14 protein-coding genes and 1 riboswitch are annotated in these 15,536 nt (G+C 60.5%); of the genes, 3 read left to right on the forward strand and 11 right to left on the reverse strand.

What is annotated here, in order from left to right; genetic code table 11:
- Positions 1-9: 9 nt before the first annotated feature.
- From PSH97_RS06425 to PSH97_RS06470, 10 genes are all read right to left on the reverse strand, one after another.
- Positions 10-894, reverse strand: a complete 885-nt coding sequence (locus tag PSH97_RS06425; RefSeq protein ID WP_305448538.1) for an alpha/beta fold hydrolase — start codon at positions 892-894, stop codon at positions 10-12.
- Positions 895-1,210: 316 nt separating this feature from the next.
- On the reverse strand, positions 1,211-1,903 hold the full coding sequence (locus PSH97_RS06430; RefSeq protein ID WP_305448539.1) for a pseudouridine synthase: 693 nt from the start codon (positions 1,901-1,903) through the stop codon (positions 1,211-1,213).
- 45 nt (positions 1,904-1,948) lie between these two features.
- A complete protein-coding gene (locus PSH97_RS06435; RefSeq protein ID WP_305448540.1) occupies positions 1,949-2,167 on the reverse strand; it encodes a cysteine-rich CWC family protein in 219 nt (72 codons plus the stop codon).
- Positions 2,168-2,259: 92 nt separating this feature from the next.
- Positions 2,260-4,038: an allophanate hydrolase gene (atzF, locus tag PSH97_RS06440; RefSeq protein ID WP_305448541.1), complete on the reverse strand. Its 1,779-nt coding sequence runs from the start codon at positions 4,036-4,038 to the stop codon at positions 2,260-2,262.
- 15 nt (positions 4,039-4,053) lie between these two features.
- Positions 4,054-7,695, reverse strand: a complete 3,642-nt coding sequence (gene uca, locus PSH97_RS06445; protein ID WP_305448542.1) for an urea carboxylase — start codon at positions 7,693-7,695, stop codon at positions 4,054-4,056.
- Between the two features lie 304 nt (positions 7,696-7,999).
- Positions 8,000-8,653, reverse strand: coding sequence for an urea amidolyase associated protein UAAP2 (locus PSH97_RS06450; RefSeq protein WP_305448543.1), 654 nt, complete (start codon positions 8,651-8,653; stop codon positions 8,000-8,002).
- Between the two features lie 11 nt (positions 8,654-8,664).
- Positions 8,665-9,390: an urea amidolyase associated protein UAAP1 gene (locus tag PSH97_RS06455; RefSeq protein ID WP_305448544.1), complete on the reverse strand. Its 726-nt coding sequence runs from the start codon at positions 9,388-9,390 to the stop codon at positions 8,665-8,667.
- Positions 9,391-9,402: 12 nt separating this feature from the next.
- Positions 9,403-10,191, reverse strand: a complete 789-nt coding sequence (locus PSH97_RS06460; protein WP_305448545.1) for an ABC transporter ATP-binding protein — start codon at positions 10,189-10,191, stop codon at positions 9,403-9,405.
- Between the two features lie 19 nt (positions 10,192-10,210).
- Positions 10,211-11,026 (reverse strand): ABC transporter permease, encoded by an 816-nt coding sequence (locus PSH97_RS06465; protein WP_305448546.1) that lies wholly within the window; start codon positions 11,024-11,026, stop codon positions 10,211-10,213.
- 17 nt (positions 11,027-11,043) lie between these two features.
- Complete coding sequence (locus PSH97_RS06470) at positions 11,044-12,111, reverse strand: putative urea ABC transporter substrate-binding protein (protein WP_305448547.1); 1,068 nt, start codon at positions 12,109-12,111, stop codon at positions 11,044-11,046.
- A gap of 62 nt (positions 12,112-12,173) precedes the next feature.
- Positions 12,174-12,274, reverse strand: a riboswitch (guanidine-I (ykkC/yxkD leader).
- 293 nt (positions 12,275-12,567) lie between these two features.
- Here PSH97_RS06470 and PSH97_RS06475 point away from each other — a divergent pair.
- Both PSH97_RS06475 and PSH97_RS06480 read left to right on the forward strand, forming a co-directional pair.
- Entirely contained in the window at positions 12,568-12,807 is a 240-nt protein-coding gene (locus tag PSH97_RS06475) for a hypothetical protein (RefSeq protein ID WP_305448548.1), read from the forward strand.
- A 211-nt stretch (positions 12,808-13,018) separates the two neighbouring features.
- The gene (locus PSH97_RS06480) at positions 13,019-13,519 is read left to right on the forward strand and encodes a hypothetical protein (RefSeq protein WP_305448549.1); all 501 of its coding nucleotides are present in this window, start codon (positions 13,019-13,021) and stop codon (positions 13,517-13,519) included.
- 52 nt (positions 13,520-13,571) lie between these two features.
- On the opposite strand, the gene PSH97_RS06485 is transcribed toward PSH97_RS06480, so the two are convergent.
- Positions 13,572-14,684 carry an enoyl-CoA hydratase/isomerase family protein gene (locus tag PSH97_RS06485; RefSeq protein WP_305448550.1) on the reverse strand — a complete coding sequence of 371 codons (1,113 nt, stop codon included), beginning with the start codon at positions 14,682-14,684 and terminating at the stop codon, positions 13,572-13,574.
- A gap of 132 nt (positions 14,685-14,816) precedes the next feature.
- Between PSH97_RS06485 and ung the strand changes: the two genes are divergently transcribed.
- Positions 14,817-15,509 (forward strand): uracil-DNA glycosylase, encoded by a 693-nt coding sequence (gene ung / locus PSH97_RS06490; protein ID WP_095630982.1) that lies wholly within the window; start codon positions 14,817-14,819, stop codon positions 15,507-15,509.
- Positions 15,510-15,536: the final 27 nt, after the last annotated feature.

Here is a 15,536-nt window from a genome sequence, read left to right on the forward strand (position 1 = left end):
GACTCTGTTTCAGATTGCCAATGCATGTTGGTCCTGGACGTACTGGTAACGCGGTCGGCTTTCGTGTTGCGCCGGTTTCAGGAAGCCCAGCAGTGCGTTGCGGCTGTCTCGGCAGGCAGCTTTGTGCTCCATGTCGAGAAAGTGGCCGGTGGCCTGAAGGGTGCTGAAGGTGCTGTGCTGCACGTGGCCGGCGAACAGCTTGGCATCGGCGGCGGCTGTGTACTCGTCCCATTCGCCGTTCATGAACAGCACCGGCACGTTGATTTTCTTTGCCGCGTTCAGGTAGCACTGGCGGTCGCTGTTGAGCACGTCGTTGATGTGAAAATGCATCTGCCCGTATTCATGTTCGGCCAACGAACTGACGTGACGGTAGTTGAAGCGCTTGAACAGCGAGGGCAGGTGTTTGCCGATGGTGCTGTTTACCAAGTCACCGACCCGGTTCCCGTCACGGCTGCCGAGATAATCGACACCGCGCTCAAGGTAGTCGAGCATGTGCTCGTTGACCACCGGCGAGAACGAGCTGATCACAGCCTTTTCGATGCGCCGTGGCTGTTGGGCGAGGGCGACGAGCGTGGCGGCGCCACCAAAGGAAAACGACAGCACATGCTCGGCGGCGAAGTGGTCGATCAGCTCAAGGAGGATCTGCCCTTCGATTTCCTTGGTGAGCATTTTCTCATGCAGGTTGTGGGCCTTGGACTTGCCCGCGTAGGGCTGGTCGTAGCACACCACATTGAACTCTGGGTAAAGGTTTTTCACGGTCTGTGCAAACGACGCAGTCGTGGACATCGAGCCGTTGACCAGAATAATGGTCTTCTCTGCGGCGTCTGCGCGATAGAACTCCGTGTAAACCCGATACTGACCCTGTATATCCAGCACAGCGATTTCTGGCCTCATGTCATAAGACTCCTGGCAAGCGGGTATGCGCGCAAATCAGATTGCACGAGCTTTGTGACAGGTAGGCATACGCCTGGAATTTTTGAAGGCCCATGTCGATCCATTGCACGCTGGTCGACGGGTATTGTTATAAGCGGGCAGTTTGCCGGGGGAAGGCGGAACCTGAGGGTTCTCTGCCGGCAAAAAGTTTCTTAGAGTAGTTTTGGTGACTCGTCGGTCACGTTTCGCGCCGACGTCCTGATTCAAGCAGGGGTCACGTCATCGCGCAAGTATCTTTCGTAAATTGTTCGACAACATCTGCTGAGCGGTCGTCTGCTTAGATCAATCGGATCTCTTCACGACTCAACGGCCGGTACTCGCCGGGCTTCAACACAGCGTCGAGTACCAACGGTCCCATGCATTCGCGGTGCAGGCGCACCACCTTGTTGTCGAAGTGGCCGAACATCCGTTTTACCTGATGATAGCGGCCTTCGACGATGCTCAAGCGCGCAGATTTTGGCCCGAGTACGACCAGTTCGGCAGGTTGTGTGGTGAGGTCTTCGAAGGCGAAATACAGCCCTTTGGCGAAGGTGATCGCGTATTCGGCAGTGATGTTCTGCTCGGTCTCGACGTAGTACACCTTGGGTAGTTTGGTCTGCGGTTGGGTCAGGCGTCGCGACCAGCTGCCATCGTTGGTGATCAGCATCAGGCCGGTGGTGTTGAAGTCGAGGCGACCGGCGATGTGCAAGTCTTCCTTGTCCGGTTCATCGATCAGGTCGAGCACCGTAGGGTGTTGCGGGTCGCGGGTGGCACTGACGCAGCCGGGCGGTTTGTGCAGCATGAAGTAGCGGGCCGGCTTGCCAACTTGCAGCACCTCGTCGTCGACTTCCACGCGGCTGAACTCGAGCACCTCGGCGTGGGGGTCGCTGACGACTTCTCCGTCGACCCTGACGCGCTTTTCCACCAGCAACAGGCGTACCTGCTTACGGTTGAAGCGGGGCAGGTTGCTGAGGAAGCGGTCAACGCGCATGGTCAGGGATCGGTGGGGGGATTCGGTGGGAGAATGCCGCGCATCTTACGTGATCGGCCAGGCGGCTGCTTGCAACTGCATCTCGACCTGGGCGCAGGCCGGGCACAGGCAGGACTTGTCGCGCAGCTCGGCGGGCAATGCCTGGAGCACCGCCGGATCGATGCTGACGCCGTAGCACCAGCAGGCACGATCGACGGTTCGCGGGTCAGCCAGGCTGCAGTCGTTGGCGGCGCCGCAAGCCGGGCAGAGGTCAGGTTTATTCATGAAGGGGCATTCGGTTACGGCCGGTTTGCTTGGCCCGAGACCGCGCATGATCGGCCGGCAAGCACTCCTGCGCAAGCCGGCGATCCTGGAAATCAATGCCGATCTTGCAGATACGCACGCCACCCACCCAAATGACTGATATCCACCGCCCCCTCCAGCCCATAGGGCTCACAGATAAACCCGCTCTCCCAACGCCCATCCGCCAGTTGTACCTTGCCCAGCCCCAGCGGCGCGGGAATGGCGGTCAGGAACGAACCCAGCTCACTGCTTGGCAACTCCCATACTTCCACCGCAATCGCCGCGCCACCTTCCTTCACTCGGACCATGCCAGGGCGATAGGGTGGGCCACCGGCCAGGGCATACAGCTGATAGTCGGGGGAACTGTGAGTGGCTTCGAGCAAACGGGCTCCACGTTGCTTGAGTTGCCAGTTCAGCGCCAGCCCATCCAGGTGCGCACCGCAGACCACCAGCCGTGCGCGATCATTGCGCGCACTATTCGTCGGCGCAGGCGCGGCCAACCCTTGCTGGCGTTGCAAGGCATCCGCCACGCTCAACAGATACTGATCGGTAAACGCCCGGCCGAACAACGTCACGCCCCATGGCAAACCATTGCCCATGAATCCGCTGGGCACGGCGACGGCGGCGTAATCGAGCAGGTTCATGAAGTTGGTGTAGTAGCCCAGTTCCGAGTTGCGCAGCACCGGTTCGGCCGCAAGCTGCGCCAGTGTCACCGGGCGGCCGATGGTTGGCGTGACCACGCAATCAAGGCCTTCCAGGGCTTTGTCGCACAGCGCTTTCAAGGCCTGCAGACGGTATTGGGCACGGAAGGTTTGCACGCCGGTCACCGCTGGGGCTTTGGCCAGTACGGCGCGAATCACCGGCAGCACGGCTTGAGGATGTTGCTCCATCAACTCGCCGGCGACGCTGTAACGTTCCGCCACCCACGGCCCTTCGTAGAGCAACCGCGCCGCTTCGAGAAACGGCGACAAATCCAGCTCGACCGCTTCGCCACCCATGGCTTTGAGTTGGTCGATGGCGTCGCCGAACAGCAACGGGCCTTCAGGACAACCGAAGAACGCCAGATCCTGCGCACGGGGCACGCCGAAACGAAATGGGCGTGGTGTGCCGAAGGCCGAACCGTCATTCCACAGCGGATTACTGCGGCTGTATTCGTCCCGTGGGTCGAGATGAGCGGTGAGCGCGAGCAACTGACTGGCTTCCCGGGCCGTGGCCGTGAAGGTCGTGACGCAATCGAGCGTTCGACAGGCCGGCACCACACCGGCAGTGGAGATCAGCCCTTTGCTGGCTTTCAAACCGACCAGATTATTTAAGGCCGCTGGTACGCGACCGGAGCCTGCCGTGTCCGTGCCCAGGGAAAAGCTCGCCACGCCGAGCGCCACCGCCAGTGAAGACCCGGCGCTGGAACCGCCCGACGGATACTCCGGCAACACGCTGTTCGGGCAAGCGCCATAGGGCGAGCGGCTGCCATTGAGGCCAGTGGCGAACTGGTCGAGATTGGTCTTGCCCAGCGGAATCGCCCCCAGCGCCAGCAGTTGCTCGACGATGGTTGCCGAGCGTTCCGGCACATAGGCAAACGCCGGACACGCTGCCGTGGTGGGAATGCCTGCCAGGTCGATGTTGTCTTTGATCGCGAACGGCACGCCGTACAGTGGCAGGCTGTCTGGGTCGCGATCGTCGAGTGCGGCGAGGTAGGGTTCCAGATCTTCGACACTGAGCAAATGGATGAACAAGTGATAGTCCGGGTTCAGGGCCGCGGCTTTTTCACGCAGGCTCAGCAGCAGTTGCCGAGGCGTAGTGCTGCCGTCACGGTAAGCGTTGCGCAGGGCGTCGAGTTGCAGATTGATGTTCATGGCGTTAATCCTTTTTTAATGGCTTGAATCGAGTTCCAGCACCACCACACGCTGCCCGGCGCGCACCGCCGAACCCGGTTGCACGCGAATCTCGCGCACCACGCCCGCCATGGGCGCGAGCAGCGGGATTTCCATCTTCATCGACTCCAGAATCACCAGCACATCCCCCGCCGCGACCTGGCTGCCAGCCTGCACTTGAACCTGCCAGAGGTTGCCGGCGATGTGGCTGTCGATGCTCTGCTGACCGTCGGCTAACGGTGCATCTTCGGTTACTTCCGGGGCCAGTTCTTCGCTGTCGAAATGCGCTTGGCCGCTCGCGATCCAGCGTTCGCGTTCGGCGTTGAACGCGCTTTTTTGCTGGTCCCGAAAGGCCGCGATGCTCGGGGCTTCTTTCGTCAAAAACGCCTGGTAATCCGCCAGATTCAGCTGACTGTGTTCGATGTTCAGATCAAAGCGCCCAAGGGGGAAATCCCGACGAATGCGCAGCAGTTCATCGGCGCTCACCGGGTAGAACCGGATCTGGTCGAAGAAGCGCAGCAGCCACGGCTTGCCGTCGAACGCGGCGACTTCGCGGTAGCGATTCCACATCTGCAGCGTGCGACCGACGAACTGATAACCACCGGGGCCTTCCATGCCGTACACGCACATATAGGCGCCGCCGATGCCTACCGAGTTTTCCGCGGTCCAGGTGCGGGCCGGGTTGTACTTGGTCGTCACCAGGCGATGCCGAGGATCGAGCGGGGTGGCGACCGGTGCGCCGAGGTAGACGTCGCCCAGGCCCATGACCAGATAGCTGGCGTCGAACACGGTGCGCTGCACTTCGTCGAGGTTCGGCAGGTCGTTGATGCGGCGGATGAATTCCAGATTGCTCGGGCACCAGGGCGCGTCTTTACGCACGGTGGTCATGTATTTCTCGATCGCCAACTGGCAGGCCGGGTCGTCCCAGGAGAGTGGCAGATGGACGATGCGCGAGGGCACTTGCAGGTCCTTGGCGGCGCACACGGCGTCCCATTCACCGGCGACAATACCCAGCAGATCGGCCAGCGACAGTTGTTCGGGTTGGTAGTGCACTTGCAGTGAGCGGATGCCCGGCGTCAGGTCGATCACGCCGTGCAGGTGTTTGCTTTCCAATGCCTGCATCAACGCATGAGCGCGAAAGCGCAGGACCAGGTCCAGTTCGGGGACACCGATTTCCAATAACAAATGCGTGTCGCCCGATAACCTTGCAACCAGTCTCGTGTCGTCCTGACCCAAATCCAACACCACAGGCGACGCAATTCCCTGCGGGAGCGGGCTTGCTCGCGAAGGGGCCAGATCAGGCACCGCATCAACTTCTTCGTGAGCAAGCCCGCTCCCACAGGAATCCCATTTCAAGGCGAGAGAGCGGGCGGTTTTGAGATCGACCGGGACGAACTGCACCTTGTCCCCAGCCTTGAGCTGCCCCAGCTGCCAAAGGTCCGCCTCGATCACCGTTACCGGGCAAACAAACCCGCCCAAGCTCGGACCATCCGGCCCCAGAATCACTGGCATGTCACCAGTGAAATCCACCGCGCCAATCGCGTACGGATTGTCATGAATATTCGACGGATGCAATCCGGCTTCACCACCGTCGGCCCGCACCCATTCAGGCTTCGGCCCAATCAACCGCACACCGGTTCGGCTGGAGTTGAAGTGCACTTCCCACTGCGTGGCGAAGAAGGTGGCGATGTAGTTTTCGGTAAAATATTCCGGGGCACCGTGAGGGCCGTAAATCACCCGAATCTGCCGCACGGCGGGCAACTCGGTAACGTGCTGGATCGCCAGGTTTTGCCCGGTGCTCTGGTCGCTCAAGGCTCGAATGTGCAATACGTCCCCAGCGCGCAGTGCACGACCGGCATGGCCACCAAACTGGCCGAGGGTGAAGGTACTTTTGCTACCCAGATAATCCGGCACTTGCACGCCGCCGCGCAGGCACAGATAGCTGCGCGCACCTGCACCGCCAATGGTGCCGAGGTTCAAAGTGGCACCGGCGGGAATCAACAGTGCGGTGTTCATCGGCACCGCTTCACCATTCAGCATCAACGGAATCACCGCACCCGTAACGGCCACCACCGCAGCACAATTGAAGCGCAGCAGCGGCCCACTCATAGTGATTTCCAGCGCCGCCGCACCTTCATCGTTACCCAGCAAGCGATTGCCCAGACGCAGTGCCCGACTGTCCATCGGCCCCGACGGCGGCACGCCCACCGCCCAGTAACCGAGGCGGCCCGGATAGTCCTGAACACTGGTCTGCGTGCCGGCGCTGAGCACTTCAAAGGTGTTGGCTTGATAGACCAGACTTTCCAGGCAACGGGTCCACGGCTGACCGCTGGCAAAGGGCGCATCGAGCAGAATCTGCCGCAGGTAATCGCGGTTGGTTTCCACCCCATACAGCAGGCTGTCGCCCAGAGCCTGATGCAGATCGACGCGTGCTGCTTCGCGAGTCGCTGCCCAGCTGATGACCTTGGCGATCATCGGATCGAAGTACGGCGGGATCTCGCAACCGGCCTCGACCCAAGTGTCGATACGCAGGTGTTGGCCATCGGCAACGGGGAAATTGACGGCCGTGAGCAGACCGGGACTCGGCTGGAAATCCCGACCCGGATCTTCAGCATAGAGTCGTGCCTGAATCGCATGACCGTTGGCTTTCAATCCCTGGCTCAACTCGCGCAGCGGCGGCAAATCACCGGCCGCCAATTCCACCATCCAGCGCACCAGGTCCACGCCCCACACTTGTTCGGTGACGCCGTGCTCCACCTGCAAACGGGTATTCACTTCAAGAAAATAGAAACGCTGGGCATCGCTGTCGAAGACGAATTCCACAGTGCCCGCGCTGCGGTAATGCACCGCTTTGGCCAGTTTGATTGCCGCTGCACAGAGTTCCTCGGCCATGCCCTCGGGCAGGTTCGGTGCCGGGGTTTCCTCGAGGACTTTCTGGTTGCGTCGCTGCACTGAGCAGTCGCGCACGCCGAGGGCCAACACCTCGCCCTGGCCGTCGCCGAAGACCTGCACTTCCAGATGTCGGGCGCGCTGGATGTACTTCTCGATGAACACGCCAGCGTCGCTGAAATTGTTCTGACCAAGGCGTTTGACGGCTTCGAACGATTCGCTCAATTCGCCGGCGCTGCGGCATACGCGCATACCGATCCCGCCACCGCCGGCGGTGCTTTTGAGCATCACCGGGTAGCCGACCTGTTCGCCCGCTATCAATGCTGCGTCGAGGCTATCGAGCAGCTCGGTACCTTCGAGCATCGGCACGCCGTGTTGCTTGGCCAGTGCGCGAGCGGTGTGCTTGAGGCCGAACACCCGAAGCTGTTCCGGTGTGGGGCCGATGAAGGCGATGTCGGCCGCTTCGCAGGCTTGGGCGAATGCAGCGTTTTCCGAGAGAAAACCGTAGCCGGGATGGATCGCGGTGGCGCCGGTGGCTTTTGCGATGGCGAGGATTTTGTCGACCGCCAGATAAGTGCCAGCGGCAGCGCCTTCGCCGAGGCTGTGGGACTCAAAGGCTTGCAGGATGTGCAGGCTGGCGGCATCGGCTTCGGAGTAAACGGCAACGCCCTTGACCTGCAATTCAGCCAAGGTACGCAAGATGCGACAGGCAATGGCGCCACGGTTGGCAATGAGGACTTTTTCAAACATGGCATAACCCCCGGAGGCGATAACGCATCAGCCTCTACCTGGGATGCGGGCCGTCCCGCAGTTTTTCGATAGGCGCCGAGGTCGTCCTCGGCGGCAGAATTATTAAACTTGAAACCACCGCTGACCTTGTGGGAGCGGGCTTGCCCGCGATGGGGCCAGCACACTCAACAATGATGTCGACTGACACACCGCTATCGCGGGCAAGCCCGCTCCCACAGAGTTTCGTGGTGTTTTTACTTTTTTAGGCACTGCCCGGAACGGGCCTGGCACAGGGCAAACAGCCACCGCCGCAAGCGCGAAATTTTCAGTTCCATACCAGCAGCTCCGCAGGCCTCGGGTTGTAGGCGTTGCATGGGTTGTTCAGTTGCGGGCAGTTGGAGATCAGCACGATCACGTCCATCTCGGCCCGTAGGTCGACGTATTTGCCCGGCGCCGAAATCCCGTCTTCGAAGGTCAGGCCACCGTCGGCCGTCACCGGCACATTCATGAAGAAGTTGATGTTCGGACCGATGTCTCCCTTGCCCAGTCGACCATCGTGGACACAGGCGCGCAGGTAGTTGTCGCGGCAGCTGTGCATGTAGCGTTTCTCCAGCGCATAACGCACGGTGTTGCTCTCTTGGGCGCAGGCACCGCCGAGGGTGTCGTGACGCCCGCAAGTGTCGGCGACGATGCTCAGCATCGGTTTGCCGAGGTTGGAATAGAGCACGCTGCCGGTGCTCAGGTAGACGCTGTTCTGCCGACGCAATGTGCGCTGTACGTCATAGCGTTCTTTGGGATTGGCGAGGCTGTAGAACAAGGTGTCGACGGCCTGATTACCTTCCAGGTCGAGGATGCGCAAGGTTTGGCCGGCCTTGACCTCCATCAGCCAGGGTTCGCCGGCGGGGATGGTGGCGCGGTAGATCGCGGTTTCGGGCTGCCTGTTTGTAGTAACGGCAGCGGTGGCGATAGTGAGTGACATGGCAGCGATCCTCAGGCGAACAGACGCTCGGTGTTGATGAAGCCGCGCTCGTTTTCCGGGCGCGAGGTGCGGCAGTGTTCGGCGACACTCGCATCGGCGTTCATCCAGCTGAGCTTCAGCGGTTTGGGTGCGTACTCAGGCGCCGGGTCCATCGGATGTTGCAGCGCGGTGAGCACCACCAGGGTGTCCATCGGCGCGTACAACTCGATGTAATCACCGGCCTTGGAATGGCCTTCGACGAAGTGGAAATGCCCGGCCTCATCGACGTTCACACGGCTGAACAGGTTGAGGGTCATCAACAGATCGGAGAGGCCCAAACCCCACTTGCCCAGTTCCACCAACAGGTTGTCGGTGCCGTTGCGGAAGAAACCGTTGCGCAGTTCCTGATAGCGGCCCGCGCCGTATTTTTCCGCAACCTCTTCAGCGCACAGCACGCCGCCAAGGCTGTCGCTCCAGCCGCACGTGTCGGCAGTGATGGCGGCCAACACCCGGCCCATGTCCGAGTACAGGCAATGGCCGGTGGTGAGCTTGGCGGTGTGTTGGCATTTGAGGCTGTCGGGCAGGTTCAGGCGTTCGGTTTTTTCATGGGCGTTGAGCAGCGTCAGGCTGACGTTGGCACCGCCGCGCAGGTCGGTCAGGCGCAGGAGTTGGCCGCGTTTCAGAACGAAAGAACGATGGCCGCCACCGGGGAGCATTTCTTCGGCGAAGGGCGTAAACAGTTGGGTCGAATCAGTCATGTGTAGATTCCTCTAAGCGATGCGAAGCGAACCTGCCAACTGAGCCGGCAGGGCGTCGACGGCGGCTCGATTGGCGCGGCGGTCGCTGTTCAAAGGGATGTCGTAGGTGATGCGTGCGCCATAGGCTCCGGGGGCGTGCGGGTCGATGCGGACCTTGTCGAACACCAGCAAACGGGTGCCGAGGCTGAAACCTTCGGAGAGGTCATGGGTGACCATGAACACCGTCAGCTGCGTCTCGCGCCACAGTTCCAGCAGCAAGCCGTGCATGTCTTTGCGGATGCCCGGATCGAGCGCGCCGAAGGGTTCGTCGAGCAGCAGAACGCGCGGCTTCATGATCAACGCTTGGGCGATCGCCAGCCGTTGTTGCATACCGCCGGACAGCTGCGCCGGGTACTTGTCCAGCGAGTGACCGAGGCCGACTTTGTGCAGCAGTACCGAAGCCTGTTCCCGCGCCTCGCGTTTGGCGCTGCCGAACAACCGTCCCAGCAGGGGCGAGCGCGGCAGTTCGAGGCCGAGGGCAACGTTGTCCAGCACGCTCAGATGCGGGAACACCGAGTAGCGCTGAAATACCACGCCACGGCTGGCATCCGGTTCGCTGGCCAGGGTCTGGCCGTCCAACAGAATCTCGCCGCGACTGGCCCGTTCCTGGCCCAGCAGTAGCCGCAGGAAAGTCGATTTTCCGCAACCTGACGCACCCACCAAGGTGCAGAATTCGCCCTCGTTGACGTTCAGGTTCAAACCTTCGAGCACCACCTGATCGGCGTATTGCTGCCAGACGTTTTTTACTGTGATGAAGCTCATGCGCGTGCCCCTTCATAACTCATTTGGAGGCACCTTGGTGCCAGGGAAAAGCACGCTGAGTCAGGCGTTTCAGGCCCCAATCCATCAGCCAGGCAAGCAGGGTGATCCAGACGACATACGGCAGGATCACGTCCATCGCCAGGTAGCGGCGCACCAGGAAAATCCGATAGCCGAGACCATCGGTGGAGGCGATGGCTTCGGCAGCGATCAAGAACAACCACGCCGAACCCAGCATCAGCCGCAACGAGATCAACAGGCGCGGCAACAATTGCGGCAGCACCACGCGCAGCATCAAGGTCCAGGTCGAAGCGCCAAGCGTCTGCGCCTTGATCAGCAGTTCGACCGGAATCTCCCGGGCGCGCTGTTCCAGATCGCGGGCCAGGCACGGGGTGATACCGATCACGATCAGCATCACTTTCGACAACTCCCCCAGCCCGAACACGATGAACAGAATCGGCAGGATCGCCAACGGCGGCACCATCGACAGCACGGTGAGTACCGGCGACAACGGTGCGCCGAACAGCGGCAGGGTCCCGGCGGCGATGCCCAGGCACAACCCGGCCAATGCACTGATGCCAAGGCCGATAGCCAGCCTTCGCAGGCTGGCGGCGCTGTCTTGCCAGAGCAGGTATTCACCGGTTCGCGTGTCGGCGGTGAAGGCCAGCCGTTTCACGGCGTCGGTCATTTGCACGGCGCTCGGCAGCAGCTTGTCGTTGGGGTTGTCCGTCAGCCGATCGGCCGAGCCCATGAAGTAGGCGAACAACACCAGGGCGAACGGCAGGATCACCAACAGCAGGCGACTCGGGCGATCCGGGTGGCGATTGATCAGGCGCATGGCCTAGTCCTCCGTTATTACAACTTGGAGTCGGCAGCCATCTGCACGTAGCTGGGGTCGAAGCGCAGCTTGAGGTTGGTCTTGTCGCCGCTGGTCACGCCATTGGCGAAGGCCATGCCGATGGCGCTGGTGTCCTTGGCGCCTTCACCGAGCAATCCATGCTGAAAGGAAAACTCGGCGACTTTGCGCATGGTGTCGGGCAGTTGCTTGCTGGTGGAGAATTCCAGCGCTTCTTTCGGTGTGGCGAACAGTTTGGTGGTGTCGAGTTGCGCCTGGAAACCGGCCAGGTCGGTGCCCGAGGCTTTGGCCATATGTTCGAGGGCGGCTTTGCTGGCGGCGTTTTTGGCGTTCATCAACTCCACCACTTCAAACCATGCACCGGTCAGCGCTTTGCCCAGGGCCGGGTTATCGTTGAGGGTGGCGCTGTTGACCACCATCATGTCCATGATTTCGCCGGGAACCTGGCTGGAGTTGAAGACTTCGGTCACGCCGGGCTTGGCCTTGATGTCCGAGAGCATCGGGTTCCAGGTGGTGACGGCGTTGACCTGGTCGGTGTTGAAGGCGGCCGAGATGTCGGCGTCGGAGGTGTTGACCACTTTCAGGTCTTTCTCGGTGAGGTCCACCGAATCGAGTGCCCGGGCCAATAGGTAGTGGGACACCGAGAGTTCCACCAGATTGACGTCCATGCCCTTGAGGTCGGCGACTTTCTTGCCTTCGCCTTTGAGCACGATGCCGTCGTTGCCATTGGAGAAGTCGCTGACGATCAGCGCGGTGCTGTCGACGCCACCGGCAGCCGGAATGGTCAGCGCATCCATATTGGTCATGGTGCAGCCGTCAAACTGGCCGGCGGTGTATTGGTTGATGGATTCGACGTAATCGTTGAGCTGCACCACATCGATTTTGATGCCGTACTTTTTCGCCCATTTATCGACGATGCCTTGGCTGCCGGCATATTCCCAGGGCATCCAGCCGGCATAAATAGTCCAGCAGACGCTGAAATGGTCTTTTTGTGCGGCCTGGGACGAGACGCTCATGAGGGCTGCAAAAGCAGCGGCGAGCAGGGCGGGTAAACAAAGTCGGGACATGGTGTGGTTCTCCAGTTGATCAAGGGCGGACAGGAAGGCAGCGGCACCGCGAACGGTGGCTTGTCTCCCGGGCTTTTGTCCCGCCGTGTAACCTCAACTGGAGGTCGCCAACTCTCGGACCAGCCACTCGCGATTGCGAGCCGGAACCCTAGTCAGCCATTGCAAATTGTGGTGCCGCGAACCTGTGATGACTCCTGCACGTCTTTGGTTAAGCGAGAGCCGTGCCAAGTCGGCTTGAGCCCTCTGGCTTGGGCATGGAGGAAAGGAGGAGGGATAAACAAGCGGCATGCCCTGCCTTGTCATGGTGCGTTGGCGCATGTCTATGCACCGTAGATGGACGCAGTGGCCGCTGATCTGAAGGCCGACGCCGTCTGGCACTCGATGCCGGTTTGAAAGTCAAAACAGGTGTCAGCCGGCCTGTGCCGACTGCTGTTGCGGGTCTTCCAGGAGGCCGCCATGCTCTGTCGAAAACAGCTCCGCCGAATACTGCTCTGTGTGTTTTTTGGTTTGGGCTTGTCCGGCTGCTATTACTACGTAGGTGGTGCCGACGTTTATTCGACACCTTATTACTACCCTGGCTATTACTACTCTCCTTACTACTACGGCGGCCCGCGTTTTTACGGGGGCTATCGCTATTTTTACTACGGTGGACATCCCCGTCATCACCACGGAGGACACCATCGCGGGCACCGTTAATCAGCTCATCAATAAAACGGCGTGTCCGGCTCACGAACGCGCCGTTTTCTTTGGCGTAGATGAAAAACCTTTCATCGGCTACTTGTTTCAACGTGTTGCAGGAACGCACCAGATTCCGAATTCACTGTCTGATATTTCGACAGTCGCCGAACCATTGACTGTCGCCTGCCAGCGTCGCTGGTGTGGCTCACTCGCGGTCCAGGAGGCCGCTATGCTCTGTCAAAAAAAACTCCGCCAAATTCTGCTGATTGTTTTATCGGGATTGTCTCTTGGTGCGTGCGTGCCCTATTCCGATGGAGGATCCAGCTATTACCGCTCCGAGGTTTACACGTCCCCTGCGCCGTATTACTCCGGTGGCGGGGCTTATTACTCCGATGGTCGTTACTACTCGGCCCCGCGCAGGTATTACTCACCGCCTGCACGGTATTACCAGCCATCGCCGCGTTATTACCACCAGCCGCGGGTTTATCAACCGGCACCGCGTTACTATCAACCGGCCCCGCGCTATTACCAGTCGGCGCCACGAGCAGACTACCGGGTCTATCAGAATCGTGGATGGGACCGTCATGACCGTCGTGACCGTGGCGGCTGGGATGGCCGTCACCGCGGCGGTCGAGGCGATGACCATCGAGGCCACAACAGGTCGGATAATCGTGGCGGTCGGGGCGATCACCGTGATGGCAATTGGGATGGCCGAGGCAACCACCGGTAAACCACTCAATAAAAAAGCGGCGCATGAAGCGCCGCTTTTTTGTGCCTGATTTTTAGTATTCCGAGAGATCAGCCAAAGGATGCCGGCCTTCCCAGACCTTATGGAAATGCGCCTCCACCGCCGCCTCCGGCACAGTGTTGATGTCCGGCCAGTGCCAGCGAGGTTTCTGGTCCTTGTCGATCAACCGCGCACGCACGCCCTCGCTGAATTCCGGATGACGGCAGCAATTGAGGCTCATGGTGTATTCCATCTGAAAGACCTGAGCCAACGATAGATGCCGGGCGCGAACGATCTGTTCCCACACCAGATGGGCGGTCAGGGGCGAGCCTTCAGTCATGGTTTTGGCGGCACGACCGAGCAGCGGGTCGGCATGATCGCGCAACGCACTGATGGCCTTCCAGGCGCAACGAACGTCGCTGACATCCAACAGTTCGTCGATCTGCTCGCGTCGAGGCAGCCACTGCGCTTCGGGCAGCTGCGCGATTGCTTCCTGCTGCAAGGCCTTGAGCAGGCTGTTGAGCTGCATGGCTGTCTGTTCCTGCCAGTTCAATTGCAGCAAACCTTCGAGCAGCTCATGCTGTTGATCATCGCGCAGGAAGCGGTCGGCGAGGTCCAGATCGATCGCATCACGACCGTTCATCTGGGCGCCGGTCAGGCCGAGAAACAATCCGAGCTTGCCGGGCAACCGCGACAGAAACCAACTGGCGCCGACGTCCGGGTACAAGCCGATGCCGATCTCCGGCATCGCCAACCGGCTGCTCGGCGTGACAATCCGGATGCTCGCTCCTTGCAGCAGCCCCATGCCACCACCCAGCACGTAACCATGACCCCAGCAGATCAACGGTTTGGAGTAGGTGTGCAGGTTGAAGTCCAAGCGATATTCTGCCGCAAAGAAGTGTGCAGCCAAGGGCGGCACTTCGCCGGGATGGGCGCGACACGCCTCCACCAGGCTGCGTACTTCGCCGCCGGCGCAAAAAGCCTTGGCGCCATTGCCGCGCAGCAGCACGCAAACGATCTGTGGCTCCTTGGCCCAGGCATCCAGTTGATCGCGCAGGGCGTTGATCATCGGCAAGGAGAGGGCGTTGAGGGACTTTTCGGCATCCAGGCTGGCGATGCCGATGCGTGCGCCGTCGGTGCCGGTGAGTTCTTCGAAGTGCAGATTCATCGTGACCTCGATCGGGAAATTGAGCGTTCAGTATGATCGCTCTATAGGAAAGTGCCGGATCTGCGTCAGATCAATTGACAAGGGAGATAGGGTTTCCTAGGGTTCGCCCCATTGTTTTTGCCGGATGTAACCATGACTGCTGACGACCGTATCAAACTCGAACCGAGCTGGAAGGAGGCACTACGTGCCGAATTCGACCAGCCTTACATGGCAGAGTTGCGCACATTCCTGCAACAGGAGCGCGCGGCGGGCAAAGAGATTTATCCACCCGGACCGATGATTTTCAACGCGCTCAATTCCACGCCGCTGGACAAGGTCAAAGTGGTCATTCTCGGTCAAGACCCTTACCACGGCCCGGGTCAGGCCCATGGGTTGTGCTTCTCGGTGCAACCGGGCGTGCCGGCACCGCCATCGCTGGTGAACATCTATAAAGAGTTGAAGCGCGACCTGAACATCGACATTCCCAACCATGGCTACCTGCAGAGTTGGGCAGAGCAGGGCGTGTTGATGCTCAACACCACCATGACCGTGGAACGCGCGAATGCCAACGCCCATGCGGGCAAGGGCTGGCAGCACTTTACCGATCGGATTATCGAAGTGGTCAGCGAACATCAGCCACATCTGGTGTTCCTGCTATGGGGCGCGCATGCCCAGAGCAAGCAGAAACTTATCGACGCCACCAAACACCTGGTGCTGACCTCGGTCCATCCGTCGCCGCTGTCCGCCTATCGCGGCTTCCTCGGATGCGGGCACTTCAGTCGGGCGAACAAGTTTCTGGAGCAGAATGGCGAGACGCCGATCGAGTGGCGATTGCCGTCGGTCTGAAGATTGCCTTCGCGGGCAAGCCTCGCT

Source organism: Pseudomonas cucumis, assembly GCF_030687935.1.
Lineage (GTDB): Bacteria > Pseudomonadota > Gammaproteobacteria > Pseudomonadales > Pseudomonadaceae > Aquipseudomonas > Aquipseudomonas cucumis.